Origin of the sequence: Coprococcus eutactus (assembly GCF_001404675.1) — a bacterium.
Taxonomy (GTDB): domain Bacteria; phylum Bacillota; class Clostridia; order Lachnospirales; family Lachnospiraceae; genus Coprococcus; species Coprococcus aceti.
Genome location: NZ_CYXU01000001.1, coordinates 621,360 through 646,926, shown reverse-complemented (window position 1 = coordinate 646,926; position 25,567 = coordinate 621,360). Strand labels below are relative to the sequence as shown.

The following is a 25,567-nucleotide window of genomic DNA, read 5'->3' as shown; positions in this document are numbered from 1 at the left end:
GTATTTCTCTTTCTTTTATCAATATTTTGTAGGTTCAAATGTCATGATGTTTATTGCCGATTTTGTGTTCATACTCACCGAAAACAAATATGATACATTATATCAATACTTAACATATCTTGCATCAAACTTATAGTATTATATAAAAGTTCTATAAAATCAACTCCCCAATATAATATATAGATACCACAAAAAGAGGTAAATATATGTGTTCCATCGCAGGATTCTATAACTCCAACAGGATTTTCAATACCGAACATGAACGATACTCATACATATTGAACGACATGAATAAGGCACTTGCTCACAGAGGTCCGGATGCACAAAATACAGTGCTGTCATCGCACTGTGGAATGGCACACACAAGACTTTCCATACGTGACGTAGCAAGAGGCGAACAGCCTATGAAAAAGGTCATCGGCGAAAATACTATATACATAGTGTACAACGGCGAGATCTACAACACAAAGGAACTGAAATCGGAGCTGCTCGCCCTTGGATATACATTTGATACAACTTCGGACACAGAGGTTATTCTCAACTGTTTTCTTCACTTCGGTCCCGATTTTGTTCACAGGCTGAACGGAATATTTGCATTTGCGATATATGACGAACATATCCAGACCATATATCTGTACAGGGATCACTTCGGTGTGAAGCCGCTGTACTACTCAGTAACTGATGACGGAACACTTGTCTTCGCCTCAGAGATCAAAGGACTGCTCTACTATCCAGGTATAAGGCCTGTCATTGATGCACGGGGACTATGTGAGGTGTTCGGAATCGGGCCGTCCAAGACTCCAGGCTGTGGAGTATTTCAGAATATAGACGAAGTAAAGCCGGGACATTTCATGAAATTCTCACCCTACGGAATGACAGACTTCACATATTACCGCATAACCAGCAATCCTCACACTGACAGCTATGAAGACACTGTGGAAAAAGTCCGTTATCTTGTCAAGGACAGTATAGAGAGACAGATCGTATCGGATGTGCCTGTATGTACATTTCTCTCGGGGGGCATCGACTCATCAATCGTCAGCAGCGTATGCGCCGCAAAACTCAGGGAGCAAGGGAAAAAGCTGCACACTTTCTCATTTGATTTCAAAGATAATTCTAAATATTTCAAGTCAAATGCATTCCAGCCGGAGCAGGATCGACCATATGTAGATATGATGGTAGCCCACATAGGTTCAGACCACACATATCTCACCTGCAATTACAGTGATCTTGCAGACTATCTGTATACTTCCGTGGAATCAAGGGATATGCCGACCATGGCGGACGTGGATTCATCACTTCTGTACTTCTGTTCATTGGTGGCAAAGGAATACAAAGTTGTACTAACAGGGGAATGCGCGGATGAGATATTTGGAGGATACCCATGGTTCTACAGAGAAGAACTGCTTTCATCTGATACATTCCCATGGATGAAGGATCTGTCGCCAAGGCTCTCAGTACTGTCGCCGGACATCATAGATAGTCTTGATATACCGGGATATGTGTCATCACTATACAATTCTCTCCTGTCCGAGATCAATCTTCTTCCGGGGGAATCCGATACAGAAAAGCGGCGCAGGCAGATATCTTATCTGAATATCAGGATGTTCATGCAGACATTGCTTGACCGAATGGACAGAACAAGCATGGCAAGCGGACTTGAGGCGAGAGTTCCATTTGCAGATCCACGAATACTTGATTATGTGTTCAATGTTCCATGGGAGTACAAATATTCCGAAGGCTGTGAGAAAAAGCTTCTCAGAGAGGCCATGAAGGATTATGTTCCGCACGAAATCATGTACAGAAAGAAAAGCCCTTATCCAAAGTCATATGACCCTCATTATGAGCAGGAGCTTGCAAAGAGGCTTCTCTGCGTGCTAAATGATCCGGAAAGTCCTCTTCTGCCTCTCATCGACAGAGAATATGTGAAAAACTTCATAAACGCGCCAAAGGATTACGGCAGGCCGTGGTTCGGTCAGCTCATGGCAGGACCTCAGATGATGGCATATCTTCTTCAGATTGATCACTGGCTGAGAAAATATGCTATTGTCCTTGACATATAAAAAGACTTCCAGACTTCTGTATACATGCGGCGTATCGAAAATGGCGAATACGCTGCATGTACAAGAGTTCTGAAAGTCTTGTTTTTACAGGCAATTTATATATTTGTTATTTATAGATTGCTTTCGCAGAAGGACTGCCCTTCTTTATCAGTTTCTTGTATGCTGTGGCCTTATTCCTAGGTACTGCAAATGTAATTTTGCTGTATGTTCCACTGAAGGCTTTTGCGCCAACGCTCTTGAGCTTAGCTGACTTTATCGTCATCTTCTTAAGGTTTTTGCATGATAAAAATGCGTTTGACCCTATGCTTGTCACATTGTTACCTATAGTGGCATTCTTTAGAGCCGTATACCTGCTGAATGCATTTGCGCTTACAGATGTTATCTTAAACCTTACATCTCCTATAATGACAGTATCTGCGATGGTCAGTGATGCAAATTTCTTATCTGACCTTGAGTACGTTGTACCGGCAATTGCAACTGTTCCGGTGCCGTCTGTCTTTGCTCCGGTTATAGTGTATTTGAATTTTCCAACTGTATATGTCTTTCCCTTGGCAGCCTTTACTATGGCAAATGTCTTTGTTATCTTTCCTGAATATGCATTCTTACCACGTATTATCACACTAGCCTTGCCCACCGCTTTGTTCTTGCTGTAGGTGACAGTGTAATCCTTGTTCAGTCTAAGTGTCTTTGCACCAGCCTTTACAACAAGAGACTTCTGGGTATGTACCTTTCCATTGTAGATCTTGTTTTCTATTCCGGAAACAGTGATCTTGCTTGTATTCTTGCTTATGTCTGTGGTTGCAAGTTTGGCAATACTTCCGGTTTTAGTTGCTTTGCACACGGTACATGTGAATGTCTTCACACCTGTCGCCGTGTATGTAGGTTTCCTTGTCACCCTGCCGGAATTCCACTTATGTCCAAGTTCCTTTACATATACACCTGTGCTCATTACATCGCCGCAGATTGAACACTCTGTATGTCCAGTTCCTGCCTTTGTGCAGGTTGGTGCCTTCTCTCCTTTTAGTGTATACTTTACAGTCTTGCCCTCTGAACATGCCGCTCTGTAGATGGTTATCTTCAGCTCTGTGCTATCATAATTTTCCTTGTCATCGCCAACGTATACAGCGGTTGCCTCCACTGATCCGCCTGCCTTTATCGCAGTCTTATCATCCGCATCAAGCCATGTCCAGTCTCCCGGAAGTGCAATACTTCCAACTGTCTTATTTGTATTATCTACACTTAAAAGCAGATTCGGCATTGTAGCCTTGCTCACATTTACCGTAATCTCAGCTTCTGCAGTGTTGTAATTCACACTGTCAGCCGGAGTAAATACAACGGTGTATAGTGTCTTATCGCTGTCAGATACAAATGGCTTTATGGATTCATCTTTCCATGCAAATGTTCCCGGTATCTCAACCTGATCAATACCATCAAAGGACACTCTTCCTCCAGATATAACAGCTTTTGCAAGATCGTCGCCATATGTTATTGCGCTTGCCACTGGCAAATCAACTACGTTTACATCAGCCTTTGAGACATTTACCTGAACAGTTCCACTGACCGGATTGTAATGTTCCTGTTCATCAGGGGTAAATACAACATCATAACCTGAATTGTCCACTGTCGGTACTACTGAGGTATCTGCCCAGCTCCAGCTTCCTGGTACGTTTTTCCCTGAAGGGTCAAGTACATTTCCACCAGAAATGTTTATAGCTCCTAAAGTTTTATTTGGATCATAGCTTACAGCATCTGCCACTGGAAGTTCATTTATAATAACTGTATCAATTTTAACTATATTGAATTCAGCCTTACAATTCACCTCGTAATTTCCACCGGAGGCATCTTTGATGGTTACTGTAGCTGTTCCAACTTCTGTGTTGTCACTGTAAGATACTTCATATTCGCTTGAAGGAATGACTGTATCACCGTCCATGAGAGCAAACTCAGGCTCTACCTTCTGTCCTGTGTATGTGTACTCAGACTTAAGTCCGTCAAATATTGGACTGTCAATCTTCTTTGGCTCGATGGTAAATGTGACATTCTTTGATCCTGAGTAAGCGCCGATTCCTGTTATGGTTACAGTTGCTGTGCCGGCATTGATGTTGTCAGAATATGATACGATGTAATCCGTGTTTTCTATTAACTGTTCATCATCCTGTAAAACTTTATTAATATATACTTTAACAGTTGGTTTTAATTCAGCGCCAGAATAAGTAAACGTTGCGCCTTCCTCAAATTCGGTCTTCACTTTTTCATTGATCAATGCTCCAATTATAAGTTTATTATCCTTTATGCTGGATGTCATATCACGTTCCGTAACCCCTGACAATATATTGAACCAATTTACATCCAATGTAATATTATTTCCTGCCCCGACAAGTGGAGTATTTGCTTCAAGTCTAGACCAATTTGGAATAATAGGAATAATATTGTGAAGTTCGGCATTTATAATCAGTCCTTCAAAATATTCATCCCACCAATATATACAATTGTTGATTTTTATATCACTGTTGTTAAAGAATACTTTCGCACTGTTTTCATATAAATTTATTCTTTCTAAATCTCCGCCATTTAATACCAGTTGTCCATGGACTTTTATTAACTCTGATATCTTCACATCGCCAAGCGTTACTATTGAATCACTACTTACTACTAAGCTGCCCTGCATTTCACCGTTCGCTTTGGAATCAATTATTGTTATTTTCCCATTGTTTACTGTAACCCCATTTACATTATTTCCGTTTATATCAATGGTAAAATCGGAATCAGGATTATTTACATAGCAAGTTTTATATCCCGTATATGACATCACAGCGACAACACTGCCAGGTATATTTTCGGCATAATCTATCGCATCCTGAAATGATGAATAGTATGTGATAATCTCACCACTTGTAACAGATGCCAAGGCTTCTTCGTCACAGTATCTGCACACCCCGTCAACATAGTCATGGTCTCCATAAGTTGTCTTATCTTCATTGCTATACGCAACCGAGACAACGTCAGACGAATCGTTACAGCCAAAATAAGTTATGTTCTTATATACCTTTGCACCGCGTAATACAGGATATGTGTCTGTTCCGATGGTCTGTCCCCAGATGGAGCCATCGTAAGTCACAGTGTTATCACCTTCTCCGGTTGAGCAGCCCTGTGACAGGAGATACGCAATTTCACCGCTGGCGAATTGTGCGGCGGTTTTGCCGCCATTTTCATCTTCTGTGTCTGCGAGGTAATAGCAATTTTTGATTGGCCCAAAATTGTATCCACATATACCGCTTATATCAGCATCTGAGCCAGTAGCAGTAACAGTTCCTATGTTATAACAGTTTAAAATTAGTTCAATACTACAACCACACACACCACCTACAGAAGCTGCTGAGCCGGTAGCAGTAACAGTTCCTGTGTTATAACAGTTTGTGACTGTGCCACCATTATTATATCCACATATACCGCCTATAGTAGCAGATGACTCAATAGCGGTAAGATTCCCTGCATTATAACAGTTTGTGATTGTGCCAGCATTGTTTCCGCACACACCGCCCACATGATCATTCCCTTTGAAATAGGAATCAACGACTCCAACATTTTTTATGTTGCCATCGGATTCTGAACTTTCGAATAATCCAATACATGTTGAATCACCATTAAAGTACAAACCACTTACGGTTTTATTATTTCCGTCAAACGTTCCTGAATACTGTGTTGTACGATTTCCCATCCAATCTGCAATCGGAGTCCAGCTTATAAAATCACTTCCGTTGGAAACGTTGCCCTCTGCATCGTATTGTAAGGAATCAAGAAGATTTTCATTTACTGTGATGTTGGCTGTCAGAACTGCATTGGCTAATTTGTTTTGTTTAACTCCATCAAGAGTGCCGTTTACAAGTCCTGCAAACCAGAAAAGCTGACCTGCATTTCCAATCTCGTACACATCGTCCTTGCTATTATCATCGTCAATATCATACTTGTCTGTAGTGAGCACCGCCGACTGGTAAGCATCACATTCTGTACAAAAACCCTGTGAATTATAGTTGTGCGATTCTGTTTCTTCAGCTTTCGCAGTGATTGTTTTTAAGCCACCTGCCCCGATCGCAGGCGCCAGCGACGTAACCATCGCCACCGTAAGTGCTGTTATAATTCCCTTCTTAAATAGTATTTCTTTTCTCATTCCATACCTCCATTTCCATAACATTCTATCCTATAAACTCTGTTATTTTATCCCTTTAGTTGCGTAATCAAGTATCATCTCCTTGATCATTATAAGCTCGTCCGTGTAATCCTTGTTGTCGTCCGATCCCCATATGAAGCCCTCCGCATAGTGGGCGCAGGCCGTCATCATGGAGTGGACGGTGACACGCATGAATTCTGCTTCCGGTATGTCAGTCCGTATAGTTCTGTCCACCTTCGCCTTCTCGTACATCATGTGAAGTCTGGTGTCCACCGAATACAGTGAACTGTGGAAATCAACAAGCTGATCATTGTTCTTGCCCTCATGTGTCACATAGTAGTTGAAGTTATCGTTGTACTTCAGCAACGCCTTGTGGTTCTGATACATGTCTATGTAACTGTCCATGGTAAATATCAGTCTGTCTATAGCAGGTATGTCATGTACAGACGATATAGGCCTTCTCTCGTCCAGGCCATCCAGATATCTTTTCCACTGATCAGCACATACCGCTATGACCAGCTCAAGCTTACTTGGATAGTACCTGAACAATGTAGCCCTTCCCACGTCGGTAGCCCTTGCGATATCTCCCATACTCACCGCCTCTATCTTCTTGTCTACGAACAGCTCAAATGCAACATCAAGGATCTTTCTATTGCGCTCATCCATTTCCTCTTTTAGTTTTTCCGGATCTCTCATATATTACTTTACACTCCAAAATTACATTATGATACTCCCTGTCTCACAATAAATATTTTACAGGACTATCTTATGTCAGTCAACAAAAATCCCAGAAGTCACATTTCGAATCACATTTCGATAGTAAGTAACTTCTGGGATTTCGTATTATATTAAATTTTTATAAATCTGCCAAAATCAGCATTCTTTCCTCAATCAAATGATTGAAGTCTGATTTCATTTTTTCAGGTATATAAGATTCGTCACACATCTTTTTCATTTTATCCTTATTTTTAACTACCAAACTTATCATCTTCTCCGCTGATATCCGACTTAAACCACATACATCAGCAAATATAAGGAAATCTTTTCTTCTCACATTTCTCTTTTTCCCATTCATCGGTATCGCCAATTGCTCTGTATCCTCAGGCATGATAACATTTACCGGCAGCAGATCATAGGCTGGTGAGAGAACATAATCTCCGCTTCCCACCTCTGTTTCAATAAGCGAAAAATTCTTCAAATGCATATCGGAATTGCCAGTCACGAAAGAAAATACAATTCTCATATAGAATTCTGCCATATCCAGACCTACACGACTTGAATATTTTTCTATGATCTTTGCACATCGCTCGTATGAACCTTTATATTTGTCCTGTGTAAGACGATAGTCCAACTGACAGAAATCTTCCATTGCAAGCATTTCAACAGTTGTTTTCTCGAATATCCTATCCACTCTTTTAGTAATATATGCCATCTGCCCATTTCCTTTGATCAATGCATGCGGCACCGTTGAAATTCCTATCATATCAGCCATAGACATCACAAGCTGCTCCGCTTCAGGCATCGCTTTAAACTGATCAACCTGAGGTTTAAGTATATATCCTGTTGGGTAGTTTACCAATGTAAGTCTTGGATTACCTAGTTCAGAAAGCAGGTGTAACGACAGTTTCTTCTGCACACCCGGGACCGTATACCCCTTGTTTATACTTTCCTCTGCAAGAACTTTTAGTTTCTGATCATCTATATCTATATCTGGCAGCTTAGTCGTCGTAAAAAATCTCTTCACACAAGCTTTATGCCAGCCTGTTCCGTCGTCATTTTTCAAAGTTTTTCCACAGCACAAACAATTCATACGCGATCCTCCATGACACTTACATTGCCTATCGCATCGCGGCATGCAACAAGCAGCAATCCAAACCTGTCCCTTACATCTATTTTCCAGTTTCTGCTGACAACATCAAGCAGCCACCCCTCGGGGATTAGTCCATCAAAAAAAGAAAATAAAGTCTTGGATCGATACATGTCCTTCGACAATGGCATGGTAAGTGATACAGCACTGGCATTTTCTCTCTCAAGATATTCTTCATCGTAAGAAAATGTATATCCCTCGTCGGTCTCACATAAAATTCCCGCAAATTCATTTCTTATATATACATAAGCCGTTCTAAAAGTATTATCCACCATCAATCATCCTTTCTCCCTGGAACCGCCTCCATGCCGAACATTGCAAGAGCTTCATTGACCTTGTCCATACGCACAGTTTCTTTCCCCTGTTCTAGTTCGCGGACAAATCTAAGCCCAAGTCCTGATCTTATTGCGAATTCTTCCTGTGTAAGACCCGCTTCTTTTCTGTTAGTCTTTATAAATTCAGCTATCTTATTCATCGTTATTACCTCTTATATGTGATTCCTCCTACACGTGATTCCTCTTACACGTGATTCTTCTTATACGCTATTCTCCTTATATATTACACCCGATAAGGTATAATTTCAATCAAATATAATATTTTTTATACCATAACGGGTATAAAAAATATTATATAAAGCAAAACTACACCCGATGGGGTATAATAGCCGCAATAAGCAACAAACTTATACCCTATCGGGTGCAGTAAAACTATTTTATGAGCACAGGCTGTATCTGTCTTCCCTCAAGAGCCTCCTCTATGGTGGCTGGGATGAGATCAAGTCTGCTTATGAGCGAATTTGGCTTCTTCACACAGTTATCCTGTTCAAATGGAACAAAATAAATATTTTTCATATTCATGAGCTGACCGATGTTCTTGAAGTTCATGCCCATGGCATCATTTGTCGAAACAGATATGATGAGCGGCTTGTTGTTCCTCAGATGTGCCTTCGCAGCCATGAGAACCGATGTGTCTGTTATTCCATTTGTCAGCTTGGCGATGGTGTTTCCGGTACAAGGTGCTATGACCAGCGCATCAAGATAGGCCTTGGGACCTATAGGCTCAGCCTCCTGTATAGTGTAAATACCCTTTCGCCCTGCTATCGTCTCAACGTCATTTACGAATTTGTCAGCTTTTCCAAATCTTGTGTCGTACTCTGCGGAGTGAGGCGAGAATATCGGATACACATTTATTCCCATCTCAACCATTTTCTTTATTTCTATCTTAATCTTATCAAAGGTACAAAATGAACCGGTTATAGCCATACCTACATTGCACTTTGATAAATCCATGTTATATACACTCCTATTTATTAAGCGTCAGTTCATACAAATCCATTTCAACGGTGAGCCGACACTGCCTCTATCACTGCATCGGCAAGAATCATCCCCGAGGTCTTTGGAGACAGCTTACCCGGGATTCCCAGGCTGTGTTTATAAGGAATATCATGTTCCTTGCAATAATCAAAATCCACCCCTCCCGGCATAGATGCTATATCTATTACAACCGCATGTCTGCTGAGCAGAGACAGGATATCTTCACATACAACTCTCGCAGGTACTGTATTGAAGCAAAAATCCACTTCTGACAGTATATGCTTATATATCGGAATATCCTCAAATGACATAACCTTGTAGCCTATGAGCGCCGCATCACTCCTCTGCTTTGGACGTCTTGCCATAACTATTACATCTGCTCCCCAGGATGCAAGCCTTTCGGCAAGAACCCTGGCACATTTGCCAAATCCCGTCACCAGACATACGCTTCCGTCTATATTAATATCAGACAGCTCCTCCGCATCGCAGACTGCCCCCTCCGCGGTTGCAACTGCATTTCTCTCGGCCACAACATCATCTGCAAGAAAATCAAATACATAAGGACTATTTTCGTTTGTATCAGACATATATTTGCCTATCCCGCCTCCAAACACAATGTCAAATTCCTTGCTGCATTCCAGAATGCTGTTCACGGTGAGAAGGGTTCTGCCGTTGACAAATTCACCATCCCTCGTAACAGGCACAGGAAGAATGATAGCTTTCAGCATTTCTACAGATGGAGACGCACATTCGCCCTCTATCAGTCTGCGAAAGCCCACTCCTGAAGCCCCCGAAATAATGGTGACCGGCGAATGTCTCAGCAGATCGGCATCATATGGATCGAAATGAAACACATTACTGCCTTTCTCCGCCAGACTGAGAGACATATAGCAGCTTCTCCTGTCACCGCCTACCACGTAGTATACACAATCCATATCCATACCTCAGTGCACCGCCCTTATATTATTGATAATTTAGGATATGCCTGTGCCAGGCAAATGTTACATTGCAGCACGATATAAAACTTTTATTATCTCATCTTTAAATGTCACATCTGCTATCTCCTCGGACACAATAACATTCTCAACATCTATAAGTTCATCGTCCAGGTACACTTCAAGCGAACCGGCCACAGCGCCTTTATGCACAGGTGCCTTTAATGTATCCGCGACTTTGTATACATACTGTATACTACCTTCAGATGCTGTCACAGTCCTGTTCAGCCTGCATTTTGTCGCTGTGCTTCCATCTGCCGACGACCCCGATGAATATGTTATCCTGATGTCAGGCGAAGCAGGCGCCTTAAGCTCCGTGTATATGGTGTGTTCCTGCGCAAATGCCACAAGTGCCCTGGAATCTTTCCATTTATAAGTCTTATTATTCGGCCATCCGCAGCCAAGGAGAGCCCATATATATGTATGTCCCTCAACCTCCGCAGCTCCTATATAGCAATATCCAGCATCGCAGGTAAAGCCGGTCTTTCCTGACAATGCGCATGGCATCATATCGAGAAATGCATTGTGATTAATGCATGCAAATGTTCTATTTCCGGTATTATCAGTGAATGTGTATGATTTTGTTCGGGTAATCTTCAGAAATTCATCCTTTTGGGGTGAAATAAGAATACAATACCTCATGATCCTGACAAGATCCTCCGCAGAGGTGCCATGGACGCCATTTTCGTCCTGGGCATCCAGACCATTTGGCGTGATAAAATATGTAGAATGGCAGCCTATCTCCTCAGCCTTTGCGTTCATCATCTCCGCAAAGTGCTGTACACTGCCACCGATATGTTCCGCTATGACTACAGCGGCGTCGTTGTAGCTCTCGAGCATCATGGCGTACAACATGTCTTCAAGTGTGTACTTCTCGCCGTCACGAACCCCAAGTCTGACCTCAGGCATCTTGGATGCATAGGATGAAGCTGTCACATCATCCGCCAGATTCCCGCACTCGATTGCAAGTATACATGTAAGTATCTTGGTCGTGCTGGCGTTGGGTCTGTGCTCATCACTACATTTGTCATATAGTATATCTCCAGTCTCCCCATCCAGCAGAATCGCATTTCTGGCAAATAGCTGTACATCCGCTGTATTGTCTTCCTCAGCATACGCTTTTATAAATATATTGTTACCAACGAGAAACTGTATTACCAGACTTGCTGCAGTCCAGGCTGCAACAAGCAACATAAACCGCCTTATGCGTGATCTTTTTCCTGTAGAAAACATATGCATATACCGTCATATCCTCATAATATTGGTCATGATATTATATTACAGGAACATGTCTGTTATTCTTCGGATGTCGTATCTACACTGAGCGTGAAATCTGCTTCCTCCAGCGCTTCTTTCTTGAAGTCCTCTATCTTATCAGGGCTTATCATCGGAAGATCATTTGTCGATGACACTCCAAAGCATCTGAGGAATTCCTCTGTTGTTCCAAACATGATAGGTCGTCCAGGAGCATCAAGTCTTCCAACCTCCTGCACGAGATTGTACTCTATGAGCTTGTTTATGGCATGTACACATGAAACTCCTCTTATAGCCTCGATCTCGGGCCTTGTTATCGGCTGTTTGTATGCAATTATAGACAAAGTCTCAAGAACAACATCCGTGAGGGAAAGCTTCTTCGGTGTATTGACAACCTTGGCGAGAATTCCATAGTATTCGTTGCGCGTACAGAGCTGAAGCGAACCGTCAAGATCTATGATCCTGATACCCCTGTCGCTGTTGTTGTAATTATATATGATACCCTCAAGCTGCTTTGTAAGCTTCCTCTTGTCCATCTCAAGAGCTGAGGCAAGTCTGTCGATCGATACAGACTCACCCACTGAGAAAAGTATAGCCTCGATGGCGGATGTGAGATAATCGTCACTGTACTCCTTGTCCGTCCTGGCCTCCTCATTCTCTTCTGAAGGGGTATTTACTTCATCTATTTCCTCATTCTGTAAATCTTCGTTATTCATCGTTACCTCGTCTCTATATAGTATCCAGAGAATCAATGATTATCTCTCCGAATATATCTTCCTGTCTGATCGCTATTGCGCCTATCTTCATAAGCTCAAGTATGGCAAGGAATGTGACTATGATATTCATCTTTGATGCCTGCATCTCAAGCAGTGTCCTGAAGTTTATGCCCTCCAGTCCTCTGACTTCTTCTCTTACCTCCGCCATCTTCTCCTCAAGGGAAATCTCCTCCCTCTCGATCTCTTTGAATTTGCTTCGTATCGGATCTACCTTGTCGACCTGCTTACGCATAACCGATTTGAATATCTCATTGAGCTTCTGGAGATCCACATCAGCCTTGGAGATCAACTCATAAGGATCGACCTCCTGCTTGACATTCTTCACCTCAGCCGGTATGGTCGCCTTCTTGAAAAATGCCTTGTTTCCCTCAATCTCCAGATCCTTCAGTTCACCGGCAGCATACTTGTACATCTTGTACTCAAGCAGTCGTCTGACGAGCTCTTCTCTAGGATCCTCTTCATCCTCAGGATCCTCCTCATCCTTCGGCAGGAGCATCTTGGACTTGATCTTGATCAGAGTCGCCGCCATGACCAGAAATTCGCTCATGACGTCAAGATCTTCTTCCTCCATGTTGTTCACATATTCCAGATACTGCTCTGTGATAGTGACGATCGGAATATCGTATATATTGACTTTGTTTTTCTCTATCAAATGCAAAAGAAGATCCAGTGGGCCCTCAAATACATTAAGCTTTACATCTATCGCAGACATATGTACGTCTCCATCCTGAATTGATAACCACCATAATGTTCCATGCCCGGACAATCAAATGTCTAAGGCATCCACCAGAACACCTTAGACATTTTAACATAGCCTGCCATAAATATGCAATCTTATATTATTATGCACACCATTCCGCCATTTCCGTCATTTACGATCTTCTCCATGGTATTCTGAAGCTTCTGCTGACTCTCCGCACCTATCTTGCTGACCTTGTTGTTAAGTCCATCGTCAACGAGTTGTTCTATGGTCTTGCCAAATATATTAACTCCCCACATATCTCCATCATCGCTGTTGTCAGATATGTATGTGACAAGATCATCCGCCTGCTCCTTGCTTCCCACAAGCGGCATGATCTCGGTGGTGATATTCGCCTTGATCATATGTACCGATGGCGCGCTTGCCGATATCTTCACTCCAAATTTTCCTCCGGTCTTTATAACCTCAGGACTTCCGAGCTGGACATTCGACTTATCCGGCATAACGAGGCCATAACCTCCATTGTTCACCTGCTCAAGCGCTCCCATGACACTCACACAATACTTACGATTATCTGCCATGGATTTGAGCTCAGTGATAAAATCGTACTCGTTTGTTATATCTGCGCCCATCATATCTGACAGCATTGCGTAATAATAATTATCGTAGATATCGACGTCTATATTCACACATCCATCCGCCATATTTATGCTGGAACACTTATATCTCTTGACATATTCATTCTCAGGGTAGTCCATATGATCGATATCCCTCAGGCTGTCTGCAGCCACCATTATCTGGACTGCATCACATATAACGCTGCTCTTGATCTCATTGTCATCATCGACAACCTCAAGCCATTTCGGTATCTCAAAATATATAGATGTGACAGGGAAGCTCATAAGAAGTTCTGTAAAAATATATGTAATATCCGATTCTCTGAGCTGCTCCACGTTTACCGGAATAACACTTGCACCATATGTATCGCTCATTTCTGCCGAGAGCGCGGCCGTCTGACTGCTGGATGGTTTGTCGGTGTTGAGAAGAATGACAAATGGCTTCCCAATGGCCTTCAGCTCATCAACAGTCTTCTGCTCAGCTTCAAGATAGCTCTCCCTCGGAAGCTCACCAAAGCTGCCATCCGTGGTCACAACAATCCCAACAGTTGAATGGTTATTTATAACCTTGTTTGTGCCTATCTCCGCCGCCTTGGAAAACGGAATGTCATAGTCAAACCACGGCGTTCTCACCATTCTCTCCTTGCCATCCTCAAACTGACCCTCGGCATCCTTGACGACATATCCCACGCAATCGATCATCTTTACCTTCATATCCAGATTGTCAGCAACATTGATTGATACAGCTTCCTTTGGTATAAATTTTGGCTCAGTCGTCATTATGGTCTTTCCTGATGCCGACTGCGGCAGTTCATCCTGTGCAAGCTGCCTGTCATTTTCCCCTGAAATGTTAGGAATAACCATCTGGTTCATAAATCTTTTTATGAATGTTGATTTTCCTGTTCTTACCGGTCCAACTACGCCGATGTATATTTCTCCGTTTGTTCTCGCCTTGATATCCTGATATACCTGATACTCCTCCATACATCCTCCTGACATGCTATTTATTTACATAATTATATTACTGTAAACACAATAGATCTACGGTCATTTTCTATATATAGCATATGAATGTAACTGCTGTTTTATGAACAAAAAAATCCCCCAGAATACCACCATATAAGGTGATATTCCCGGGGGACATGTCACAGCTTTGTATTACTTGCTGCTCTGATTATCTTTTCTCTTTTTAGATGCCACAATAACACCGCATCCGGCAAGACTTATTAAGAGCACAACTGCTATTGGTACAACAGGAGCTCTGTCACCAGTATCCGGCTTGTTCTTGTCCTCTGTTGTTATTTCAGTTGTCTGTGTTGTCTCTGTGGTTTCGGTTGTCTCTGTGGTTTCCGTAGTCTCGGTCGTTGTTGTCTTCTTATCAACCATTGTGATAGTCACTACAATATCCTCACCGGCTGCAACCTTATCATCAGAAACTGTGAACAGTATATCATCAGCCTTGTCATAGCCCGAAGGAGCCTTAACCTCTATGAGTGCATAGATCTTGCCAATTACAAGTACATTGTTGACTTCATGCGCACTGCCATCTGTTACCCACTCATCAATGAGTTTTCCATCAACATCCTCGAGTCGAAGTGTTGCGCCCTTTACAGGAACACCATCCTCATCTACTTTCTCAAAGCTGTATTTTACTGAAGGTTCAAGCCATGTAATGTTTCCATTCTCATCAACTCTGGCTGTGACTTTACCTGTGTCAGTATTAAAACCACCGTCAAATGATTCAACTGTAATCTTTCCGTTCTCATCTTTCTTGAACTTGATTGATATTGGCTGTTCAGATACATAGTATCCATCCGGCGCCTGTATCTCTCTGATCGTATACTCTGTGCCGATCAAAATACCGTCAAACTTGAGAACTCCGTTGCTGTCTGTTGTAGCCTTAGCGACAAGCTCTTCCTCACCATTTTCGTTCTCCTTGTAGAGTCCGTATACTGAATTTGGAAGCTTTATGCCATTGTTCTCCTCTGCAACCTTCTCTATCTTGAGATCTGTTCTAGGAAGATCATTTATCAGTGTGTTATCCTGAACACCATTTAACACTGCATAAGTGTCAATGTTTGCCTCTGTTACCTCTGCTGTGTAGACTGTGTTATCGATAATATAATCTCCGATAGTCTTACTCTCTTTTACAAGATACGTACCAATCTTAAGATCCTTGAATGTCACAACACCATTTACACTTGTTGCTGTCATTACAGGATTCTCACACTCTGTATCTGTACCCTCATAGAGCGCAAACTCTACACCATCAAGCATTTTTACATCATCAGGGTCTTCAGCACATGACTCCTTATAAAGTCCAGCCTTAGTGAACTTGACAGTGCCAAGCTTGTAGGTATCAACGAACTCTACATCGGCTGTATTTCCACCAATAAGTGTTATTCCGGATGCCTCTGTTCCTTCACCGTCTATTCCATCCACAGTATAGCTGACTGTTACCGCTGCTCCATCATATGCATATGATGTTTCCTCAACTGTATATGTACCATCCGGCACATTTACAAGAGTTATCTCATACTTGCCATTTCCAAGCTTTGCAACCTCAGAGTCTGTAAGCTTTATGATCTTACTGTAGCCTGCATTGTTTGTAACATTGAACTTTACATTTGTCGCTGCATCATCTGCTGTAATATCTCCATTTATGGTCTTGGTAAGTTTTATAACATTTGGCTTGTATGTGTTTGTTATGTCATATCCAGTAACAGATGCCTTGTATCCCGAAACAGCATTCTCTGATACAGAATACTTGATCAGGGTTCCATTATCTTTGTACTTTGGTAAATCTGTAAAGCTGTAATTCCAGTCAGTATCTGCTGTAACCACGAGGCTCTTTATAACAGTACCATCTGCAAGAAGCTTAACTGTTATTGAATCTGGTCTCTGACCATCGTGATCATCGTCATCAACCCACGTCTTAGTACCTGATACATTGATCGTCTCAGGTGTGTGCTGATTGTCAACCACATATCCATCAGCTGCATTTCCTGTTATGACTGTTGTGTAACCATCTATAGTTGTAGTCTCCTCAACTGTGTAGTCGATGGTCTGTCCATTTTTCTTCTCGTCAAGAGCATTCCATGTATGTGTCCAGTTATTTGCCTTGCTGAGTGTTACCCCAGAGCCAGCTACAACCTGTCCATCAGCCAGAAGACGAACCATTACGCTAGGTGTTCTCTTGCCGTCCTGGTTATCATTATCACTCCACTTCTTTGTAACTGATACACTTGTCTTTCCCGGTGTGTAACTGTTCGTGATATTATAACCTGTAACCTCACCTGTATATTCTGGTACATCAACCTCAGATACAGAATACTTGATCTGAATTCCACCATCTCTATACTTTGGAAGATTTGTAAAACTATACTCCCAGTTTTCTGCCTCGGTTACCGTCTTTGTAGCATATACGCTGCCATCTGCAAGAAGGTTTACCTTGATATTTCCAGGTCTCTTGCCATCCTGATCGTCCGCATCATCCCATGACTTGCTGCCGCTCACTGATGTCGTCTCTGGTGTATAGCTGTTCTTTATTGTGAATCCTGTCTCAGCATCGCCTGTGACTGTGGTTGTATATCCATCAATTGCGGTTATCTCTCTTACACTGTAGACGATATTCACACCACTCTTCTTGACATCAAGTCCTGCCCATGTATATGTCCAGTTGTTGTCAGCACTGAGAGTTGTTTCTGATCCAACAACAGGAGTTCCATCAGCAAGGAGTTCAACCTTTACTGAACTCTCTCTCTTGCCGTCCTGATTGTCGGCATCATCCCAAGCCTTTGTAACTGATACACTTGTCTTTCCTGGTGTGTAACTGTTCGTGATATCATATCCATTTACAAGTGTCTGATAATCCTCAACAGCATTTTCTGTGATACCGTATGTGATCTCGTTGCCACCTGCGTACTTTGGAAGATCTGTAAAGCTGTACTTCCAGCCGTTCGCAGCTGTAACTTCCTTATCAGCCACCTTCACTCCGTTTGCAAGAAGATTTACTGTGATCTTTCCTGGTCTCTTACCATCCTGATCATTTGCATCATTCCATATCTTCTTACCACTTATTGAAGTTGTCTCTGGTGTGTAACTGTTCTTGATGATATAACCGGTCTTCGCAGATCCTGTGATAACTGTTGCATATCCTTCAACCGATGTAATCTCTTCAACAGTATATTCAATAGGTGATCCATTCTTGTTGATATCAAGATCACTCCATGTATGACTCCAGTTGTTGGCATCACTGAGATCCACCTCAGAATCTGCAACTACGTTTCCGTCGGCAAGAAGTCTTACTTTTATATTTCTAGCTCTCTTGCCATCCTGGTTATCAGCATCATCCCAGGCCTTTGTAACTGATACACTTGTCTTTCCTGGCGTATAACTGTTCGTGATATCATATCCGTTGACAAGTGTCTGATAGTCCTCAACAGTATCCTCTGTGATGGTGTACGTGATTTTATTGCCATTTTTGTACTTTGGAAGATCCGTGAAATTGTACTTCCAACCATCTGCCTCAGTTACTTCCTTCGTAGCATATATGTCTCCATCTGCAAGAAGATTTACCGTAATCTTTCCTGGTCTCTTGCCATCCTGATCGTTTGCATCGTTCCAGGTCTTTGTTCCTTCTATATTGATCGTTTCAGGCGTGTGACTATTGGTAAATGTATATCCGTTTTCTGCGTCTCCTGTCACAGCTGTAGTGTATTCGGAAACAGCATCCTCAGTTACTTCGTATGTTATCTCTGATCCATCTGCATATTTAGGAAGGTCTGTAAAACTAAACTTCCAGTCATTTGCTGCTGTGACTTCAAGACTCTTGATCTTTGTTCCGTTTGCAATCAGGTTGACTGTGATACTTGGAGGTCTGATACCATCCTGATTCTCACCGTCGTCCCAGATCTTAACGCCCTTTACTGATGTCGTCTCTGGTGTGTAGCTGTTCGTAACTGTGTATCCTGTTGTCATATCTCCGGTTATCACTGGAGTATATCCTTCAGTAATATCTGTTTCTTCTACAGTGTAAGCTATCGCAGCTCCATCCTTGTTCACATCAAGATCTGTCCATGTATGTGTCCAGTTGTTATCTGCTTTTAATATAGTCTCTGAGCCATCTACTGCTATTCCGTTCGCAAGCAGCTGAACCTTTACACTCGTAGGTCTCTTTCTGTCCTGATTGTTTGCATCATCCCAGCTCTTTGTGACTGATACACTTGTCTTTGCCGGTGTATATGTGTTTGTAATGTTATATCCGTCTATTACAGTAGCATAATCACCGACCGCATCCTCTGTAATGGTATAAACTATCTTGTTGCCACTGCTATACTTTGGAAGATCTTTGAAACTATACTTCCAGTCTTCCTCAGCTGTAACAGTCTTTGTCTTGTATAACTGACCATCCGCAAGAAGATTTACAGTTATGCTCTCAGGTCTCTTTCTATCCTGATTGTTTGCATCATCCCATGTCTTTGTACCAGCTATATTGATGGTCTCTGGTGTGTAGCTGTTGGTTATTACAAATCCTGTCTTGGCATCACCGGTAACCTTCTTTGTATATCCGGCTGTTGTGGTGATCTCATCTACTGTATAGTCGATGGACTTTCCATTCTTATATACCGCAAGATCTTTCCATGTATACGTCCAGTTGTTGTCCTCTTTAAGAGTTACCTCTGAGCCGGCAACCTCTGTGCCATCAGCAAATAATTTGACAGTGATTTCTTTTGCCCTCTTGCCGTCCTGATTTCCAGCGTCATCCCAGATCTTCGTGACATTGACATCTGTAGTCTCTGGAACATGTGTGTTTGTAATATCATAACCATTTGGAGCTGCTGTATATCCCTCCACACTGTCCTCTGTGATGGTATACTTTATCTCCTGACCATTGCTGTACTTTGGAAGACCTGTAAAGCTGTACTTCCAACCTTCTGCCTCTGTAACAGACTTTGTCTTGTAAGTCTGACCATTTGCAAGGAGATTTACTGTGATGCTCTTAGGTCTCTTACCATCCTGATCATTTGCATCATTCCAGGTCTTTATTCCATCGATATCTATCGTCTCAGGTGTATGACTATTGGTAACAGTGAAACCTGTCTTGACATCTCCTGTAACTTCAGCCTTATATCCTGGCACATTGCTTGTCTCTTCAACAGTATATGTTATATCCTTACCGCCGGACTTAAGTGGAATATCGTTCCATGTGTTTGTCCAGTTGTTATCGGCATTCAGTGTTACTTCTGAATCTGCAACATCTGATCCATCAGCAAGGAGCTTGACCTTAACACTGGTTTCTCTCTTGCCATCCTGATTATTGTTATCATCCCAAACCTTTGTCACTGAAATGCTTGTCTTACCAGGTGTGTAGCTGTTGGTGATGTTATATCCATCTATCAAAGTTGTATAATCTTTAACAGCATCCTCTGTTATTGTATACATGATCTCTGATCCGTTGTCATACTTAGGAAGATCTGTGAAACTGTACTTCCAGTTATCATTCTTTGAAACCTTCTTTGAAGTAACCTCATTGCCATTTGCAAGAAGTCTTACTGTAATCTCAGAAGCTCTCTTTCCGTCCTGGTTATCTGCATCATTCCATGTCTTTGTTCCGCTGATATCAATTGTCTCAGGTGTATGACTGTTGGTGATGACAAATCCAGTCTTCACGTCGCCGGTTATCTTGGTATCATAACCCGCAACCGCATCCTCTTTAACGGTATAAGCTATCTCATTGCCGTTATCATCGTACTTTGGAAGATCAGCAAAGCTGAAATTCCAGTTACCTGACGCATCAGGGGTAACCGTCTTACTTGCGACCTCAGTCGTTCCATTCATAAGACGGACTTTAATATCCTCAGCTCTCTTGCCATCCTGATTATTATTGTCATCCCAAACCTTGGTTCCACTTACCGTGATAAATGCCTTGTATTCATTCGCCACAGTCACAAGTGATGATGACGATGATGAAATAACAACATCCGCAGCCGTATTGCCTGTTGATGAACCTACAGTATATGTAACTTTATGTGTATATCCATCAAACGCTGCACCTGTCTCTGTTACAGTGTATTTTCCATATGGAGCATTATTGATAACGTAGCTTCCTAAGTAAAACTGATCATATGTTACGATTGTAGGTCCCTTGTATCCCTCAGGGCCTGATATTGTAAATGTGATCTGCTTCTTCTGTGCATCTGTAAGCTTTGTATCATCGAGGTCTCCGCTGAAGAACTTCGTGATAACAAGGCTTCCAACATTCAGCTTGTTTGTGATCGTTGCAGCGGTAACTACATCGTTCTCATCCTTTGTGAGCTGAACATCGCTTGTATATCCTTCTACGTCATCCTCAACTACAGTGTAGTTGATAAGATTGCCATCGGCATCCTTCTTATCAAGGTTTGTAAATGTTCCACTCCAGTTATTTGAATCATTGAGTGTAAGTGTCTTGTCAACAATCTTTGTTATATTGCCCGCCGCATCCTCTGTGGCAAGTGTAACTTTGATGTTCTTTGGTCTTGCTGACAGAATGTTGTCGCTGTCATCCCACTTCTTGGTTACAGGAATATCGATCGTCTCATTTGTCACCTTTGTGTTGGTGTTCGTGATGGTAATCGTTCCGGTTGCTGTTCCATTATTACTTATTGTGACCTGGTAATCAGCATTATCGAAATCCTCTTCTGCAAAGTAGTAGAGGTAGTTGCCATTTGCATCAGCTACATCAAGCTCTATCTCATCGCTTGTCCACTTATTTGCACTATTTAAGGTAATTGTCTTTACAACAGGATCTGTATTCTTGTCGTAACTTGATGGATTAGTTGATGCATAGATCTTAACTGTTATGCTGTCAACCGGAATATCATTCAGTGTTCCACCTGCGGCATCCTTCCATACCTTTTTAACAGTTATCTTTCTGTTCTCAGGAGTGTTATCTACTGGCAGTGTATAATCCTGTGAACCTTTGCTGTCAAGGACTATGTCTGAAATAGAATCAGTTGTCACCTCAGCAGGTTTCGGTCCTGTCAGGCTGGATGAGATATTGTTCTCATATATGTATATAGGATCTGTGAGCTTCTTATAACCCTCAGGTGCTTCCACCTCTATAAGCTTGTAATAGTAATTATAATACAAACTTGATAATGTAAGTCTTCCCTGTTCGTTAGTTACTCTTTCCTCATCGCTTCCAGGTACCATGAGATTCCAGTTAGTGTCTGCACTGTTGTTTGGATCACCATATCTGTAAAGCTCAAACTTCGCACCAGCAAGCTTGATTCCTGTCATTATAGAGTCAGTTTTTATTATCGAAAGATTAAACTGCTCTGTATCAGTTCCCATTGATGAATCCTGATCATTGATGTTCGTGTCCGTCGATGACGAATCTGCCGAACTTGTAGATCCAAGAATACCAACGCTGTTCTTAACATCCGCTGTAAGCTTACCTGTATATACAAGAGTATATGTATACTTCAGGATAAACTTTGTCTCATCCGGCATGGTGAGTGTCAGTGTAGACATCTTAGCTGTCGTATCATCTGCATATGTATAGCTGTATTTGTACGCCGGAACTTCAGCGCCTGTATCTGCGTACAGAAGCTTAAGCGAACCATCCTTGATAAATACTCTCTTTACTGCAGCCGCATTGCTGTAGTCATACTTGTCAACTACAGTTATGGATCCTGTATTGCCTAGAGCCTCACCCTTCTCATTGATATACACAGTATATTCAATACTGTTGGTGTCATTATCATAGTTTCCTGCAGTTTTGGTAATATTCGGTCCAGTCACAGTAACTTTTGCGCTGTCATCCTTGGTCTTAGTTGAACCGTCGGTTCTGACAACTGTTGCCGAACAATTGTTGGTGAATTCCACGTCACTGCCACCGACAACGGATGATATATCCTTTGTGACCTTGACTGCATAGTAGACAACAACCTTGACATTTTTGCCATAAAACTGAAGTGACTTTATGTCAAAACTGATACTGTTGCTTGCCACATTAAAGTTTTCTACAAAACTAGATGCGCCTGTCTGAGGTCTAGTCTTATTGTCTGAGTAATAAGACACAAAATATATTCCGTCCTGACCAACAGTCTCTCCAACCCCCTCTGGGAGCATATCTTTCTTGAGGTATGTGGTATCAAGCTCAGTTCCTGCAGGAAGTGTATCTGTAAAGGAAAGTCTGTCTCCATCTCCATACGCAAAGTCACCGTTGAGAACTACCTTATATACGAACACATTGTTAGCCTTGTCATATCCTACAATGCTCTCCTTCTCGTCAGTACCATTGGTGTAGCTGTACTTCTCTACTATAGAACCCTGAGTTATTCCAGATACAGGATGCGAATCCTGTGATGTCTTGGATGAACCATCAATAGTAAGAGTACCCTTGTTGACTGCCGTATACTTGCTGTCAGACTTTACTGTCGTATTATATGTGATAACATAATCTATCGGGGTCTCCTCCGTGCCTGTTATATCTCTGAGGAATTCTATTGTATATCCTGTTATGTAGTTGTCAGATGATGCCGGAATATCTGCAACGCTGTCAACTGTTGTGCTGTATGGTCCCCATACATTAGAGAAATTGGTGTATGTTACCTTTACGTTGTAGTCAACGCCCTCTGTGAGACCAGATACGATAAGTCCGTTTATCTGATCTGCCGTAAAGTAATGCTTTGGAAGTGCTCCATTATCATATGTTACAGAGTCAGTATATGTATCATTCGCATTGAGCTTGTCAACGCCAGATATTGTAGACTTCCATGCAAGGGTATATGTATCATCGTTCTCCGTCTCTGATACGAATTCCTTCTTTACTGAATCACCGGCCACCTCTACAGTCGCCTCGGCGCTGTCCGTAACTCCGTTCTTCTCTATTGTCGCTACATTCTTATAAACATCAGTCAGCTTATCAAGCTTGGATGAATCTGTTGTGTAGGTGAACACGATCTTGGATTTGTTCTCTGTCACATCAACCCTTGAAGTTCCATCCGTCAAATAAAGTTTACCATTCTCTTCCACAAAGCTTGCAGGAAGATTGATAGTGGTTGAAACATCTGTGTCATTTATGGATACGCTGCACGTCTTTTCGTCTGTGAGCTCTGTCCCATTCTTTGTGAGTATATCCGATACTGACATTCCTGTCAGATTCTTCTTCTTATCCGCATTCACGGTTACTGTCCATGTTATGGTTGACTTGTCACCTGACAGTGAACCGGTCTTACTTATGGATGCTGTAGACTTGCCGGCATTGTACCATGTACTGCTGTCGTTATCAGTATGCTCGTCATGTGAATCATCTGACACGTCTACACAATTCTTATTGTGTACATTTATGCTTCCGATGTCATCGGCAATATCTGAGACAATAACCTCGTATGTGATCTCATACTGTGAATTAGCGTCAAGCTTCGGAAGCTTTCCATTTATAACTGTTTCACCATTTCCTATGGTTCCTGTTGCAGGAGTCACATATCCATTTGCTGTGACATCCGTGTACTGTCCGTTGCTGTCCTTGAGCTTGCATGTAACATTCTGTACTGTTCTCTTGGCATCAGATCCAAGTTTTGAGTCAAGTTCATTTGCAAGAATATCATCAAGTGTAATATCACCATCGCTTCCATACTCAGAACTTACTATAACCTTGTATTTGTAAACTATCTTGTGATCGTCAGGATCAATGCTCACACCATCTGAGGATTTTGTAACCTTGAGATCTGTGGCACCATCCTTCACATATTTGTAGCCCTTGTTGGTCTGATCCTTATCATCAACCTTTGAATTCTTAGCCTCTGCAATATTGCTCTGGTTCAGATTGATCACGTCCTGAGAAAGATCATCGACTTTACTCTTTACTGTATAGGTTATCTTATATGACTCCTTTGCTCCGAGTGCAGGAAGAGTTCCTTCTATACTAGAGGTACTACTGTTATATGTGAGTGATGAGCTGCAGTCTGTGTTGTCAGACTTGATCACCTTTATATCTGTAACTTCAGGTATGACACCTGCTATGTCGTTGGCTATAACATCACTAAAGTTCAGATCCTCACTGGCACTTCCATGATTGGATGAAACTTCTACGGTATAGTCAAAGTATACATATCCATCCTTAGGATCTGTAACTCTACCCTCGGATGCGGTCTTCTTCACATCCACATCAGGCTTGAAATCCACATCCACAGTCACAATCACAGTGCTTGTGAATTTGTTCTCGACCTGGTTTTTCTCATTGTACTTTGTGAGATCCATATCGATCCACGCCTTGAAGAAAGCCTTGAGCTGGGCTCCCCCCTCGAGTGCTGTATGATCGATCGTCGCAGTAAGGACTCCGTTCACAACTGAATACGAACCGATCCTGTTACCACTTCCATCAGTTATATTCTCATTCAGAATATCGGAATTAAACTTTATGGTATCCGGCATCGTATAAGTAAATGTTGCATCTTCACCAGACTCCACTATGCTATTAACAACATTTTCCGGAAACACTATATCCATAGACATCTGGATATCTACACCGGCTTTTGTAGGATCATTTGGATCTACAGGAAGCGGCGTTGTGGACGGTCTGGAACTGCTACCATATATATTACCTGCTTTATCAGCAATCGTAGCTCCAGTAATATAATCTTCAAGATTTCCGGTTACTGCTGCACTCGACAGCATTGCTATCGAATCAGTAGCCGTGGCGTATGCGTCTCCCCCTCTCGTCTCGGCCGCATTGGACCAACTATAATTAGAAGGCGAAATCAACGTAGTTATCATAACTACCGCCAGCAGCAGTGCTATAAGCTTTTTCGTAGTTTTTGCCAT

At 42.1% G+C, this 25,567-nt stretch carries 13 protein-coding genes; 1 reads left to right on the top strand and 12 read right to left on the bottom strand.

The genetic code is table 11. The annotated features are described in order from the left end of the window. Nucleotides 1-206: 206 nt before the first annotated feature. On the top strand, nucleotides 207-2,063 hold the full coding sequence (gene asnB, locus ARA78_RS02765) for an asparagine synthase (glutamine-hydrolyzing) (protein ID WP_055144402.1): 1,857 nt from the start codon (nucleotides 207-209) through the stop codon (nucleotides 2,061-2,063). 106 nt (nucleotides 2,064-2,169) lie between these two features. On the opposite strand, the gene ARA78_RS02760 is transcribed toward asnB, so the two are convergent. The 12 genes from ARA78_RS02760 to ARA78_RS02705 form a co-directional block, all read right to left on the bottom strand. Further along, nucleotides 2,170-6,231 carry a leucine-rich repeat protein gene (locus ARA78_RS02760; RefSeq protein WP_055279941.1) on the bottom strand — a complete coding sequence of 1,354 codons (4,062 nt, stop codon included), beginning with the start codon at nucleotides 6,229-6,231 and terminating at the stop codon, nucleotides 2,170-2,172. Between the two features lie 42 nt (nucleotides 6,232-6,273). Further along, nucleotides 6,274-6,927 carry a TetR/AcrR family transcriptional regulator gene (locus ARA78_RS02755; protein ID WP_055279940.1) on the bottom strand — a complete coding sequence of 218 codons (654 nt, stop codon included), beginning with the start codon at nucleotides 6,925-6,927 and terminating at the stop codon, nucleotides 6,274-6,276. Nucleotides 6,928-7,087: 160 nt separating this feature from the next. After that, nucleotides 7,088-8,041 (bottom strand): HipA domain-containing protein, encoded by a 954-nt coding sequence (locus ARA78_RS02750; RefSeq protein WP_055279939.1) that lies wholly within the window; start codon nucleotides 8,039-8,041, stop codon nucleotides 7,088-7,090. Continuing rightward, nucleotides 8,038-8,373 (bottom strand): HipA N-terminal domain-containing protein, encoded by a 336-nt coding sequence (locus tag ARA78_RS02745; RefSeq protein WP_082418041.1) that lies wholly within the window; start codon nucleotides 8,371-8,373, stop codon nucleotides 8,038-8,040. The genes ARA78_RS02750 and ARA78_RS02745 overlap by 4 nt, the downstream gene beginning before the upstream one ends. Further along, the gene (locus ARA78_RS02740; RefSeq protein WP_015534972.1) at nucleotides 8,373-8,573 is read right to left on the bottom strand and encodes a type II toxin-antitoxin system Y4mF family antitoxin; all 201 of its coding nucleotides are present in this window, start codon (nucleotides 8,571-8,573) and stop codon (nucleotides 8,373-8,375) included. Before ARA78_RS02740 ends, ARA78_RS02745 begins: the two co-directional genes overlap by 1 nt. Before the next feature lie 232 nt (nucleotides 8,574-8,805). Then, on the bottom strand, nucleotides 8,806-9,387 hold the full coding sequence (locus ARA78_RS02735) for a dipicolinate synthase subunit B (RefSeq protein ID WP_015534973.1): 582 nt from the start codon (nucleotides 9,385-9,387) through the stop codon (nucleotides 8,806-8,808). Between the two features lie 47 nt (nucleotides 9,388-9,434). Further along, nucleotides 9,435-10,352 carry a dipicolinate synthase subunit DpsA gene (locus ARA78_RS02730; protein ID WP_055144393.1) on the bottom strand — a complete coding sequence of 306 codons (918 nt, stop codon included), beginning with the start codon at nucleotides 10,350-10,352 and terminating at the stop codon, nucleotides 9,435-9,437. 60 nt (nucleotides 10,353-10,412) lie between these two features. After that, entirely contained in the window at nucleotides 10,413-11,600 is a 1,188-nt protein-coding gene (locus tag ARA78_RS02725) for a D-alanyl-D-alanine carboxypeptidase family protein (protein ID WP_055144391.1), read from the bottom strand. A 101-nt stretch (nucleotides 11,601-11,701) separates the two neighbouring features. Beyond that, a complete protein-coding gene (scpB, locus tag ARA78_RS02720) occupies nucleotides 11,702-12,376 on the bottom strand; it encodes an SMC-Scp complex subunit ScpB (protein ID WP_015534975.1) in 675 nt (224 codons plus the stop codon). Between the two features lie 13 nt (nucleotides 12,377-12,389). Next, nucleotides 12,390-13,148, bottom strand: a complete 759-nt coding sequence (locus ARA78_RS02715; RefSeq protein ID WP_022216424.1) for a segregation and condensation protein A — start codon at nucleotides 13,146-13,148, stop codon at nucleotides 12,390-12,392. 122 nt (nucleotides 13,149-13,270) lie between these two features. Then, nucleotides 13,271-14,737 carry a stage IV sporulation protein A gene (spoIVA, locus tag ARA78_RS02710; protein WP_055279938.1) on the bottom strand — a complete coding sequence of 489 codons (1,467 nt, stop codon included), beginning with the start codon at nucleotides 14,735-14,737 and terminating at the stop codon, nucleotides 13,271-13,273. A 174-nt stretch (nucleotides 14,738-14,911) separates the two neighbouring features. Beyond that, complete coding sequence (locus ARA78_RS02705) at nucleotides 14,912-25,567, bottom strand: Cna B-type domain-containing protein (protein WP_055279937.1); 10,656 nt, start codon at nucleotides 25,565-25,567, stop codon at nucleotides 14,912-14,914.

Bases quoted from the DNA above. Each gene is read 5' to 3' on its own strand.
- asnB (WP_055144402.1), top strand. From the start codon at position 207: ATGTGTTCCATCGCAGGATTCTATAACTCCAACAGGATTTTCAATACC.
- ARA78_RS02760 (WP_055279941.1), bottom strand. From the start codon at position 6,231: ATGAGAAAAGAAATACTATTTAAGAAGGGAATTATAACAGCACTTACG.
- ARA78_RS02755 (WP_055279940.1), bottom strand. From the start codon at position 6,927: ATGAGAGATCCGGAAAAACTAAAAGAGGAAATGGATGAGCGCAATAGA.
- ARA78_RS02750 (WP_055279939.1), bottom strand. From the start codon at position 8,041: ATGAATTGTTTGTGCTGTGGAAAAACTTTGAAAAATGACGACGGAACA.
- ARA78_RS02745 (WP_082418041.1), bottom strand. From the start codon at position 8,373: ATGGTGGATAATACTTTTAGAACGGCTTATGTATATATAAGAAATGAA.
- ARA78_RS02740 (WP_015534972.1), bottom strand. From the start codon at position 8,573: ATGAATAAGATAGCTGAATTTATAAAGACTAACAGAAAAGAAGCGGGT.
- ARA78_RS02735 (WP_015534973.1), bottom strand. From the start codon at position 9,387: ATGGATTTATCAAAGTGCAATGTAGGTATGGCTATAACCGGTTCATTT.
- ARA78_RS02730 (WP_055144393.1), bottom strand. From the start codon at position 10,352: ATGGATATGGATTGTGTATACTACGTGGTAGGCGGTGACAGGAGAAGC.
- ARA78_RS02725 (WP_055144391.1), bottom strand. From the start codon at position 11,600: ATGTTGCTTGTTGCAGCCTGGACTGCAGCAAGTCTGGTAATACAGTTT.
- scpB (WP_015534975.1), bottom strand. From the start codon at position 12,376: ATGAATAACGAAGATTTACAGAATGAGGAAATAGATGAAGTAAATACC.
- ARA78_RS02715 (WP_022216424.1), bottom strand. From the start codon at position 13,148: ATGTCTGCGATAGATGTAAAGCTTAATGTATTTGAGGGCCCACTGGAT.
- spoIVA (WP_055279938.1), bottom strand. From the start codon at position 14,737: ATGGAGGAGTATCAGGTATATCAGGATATCAAGGCGAGAACAAACGGA.
- ARA78_RS02705 (WP_055279937.1), bottom strand. From the start codon at position 25,567: ATGGCAAAAACTACGAAAAAGCTTATAGCACTGCTGCTGGCGGTAGTT.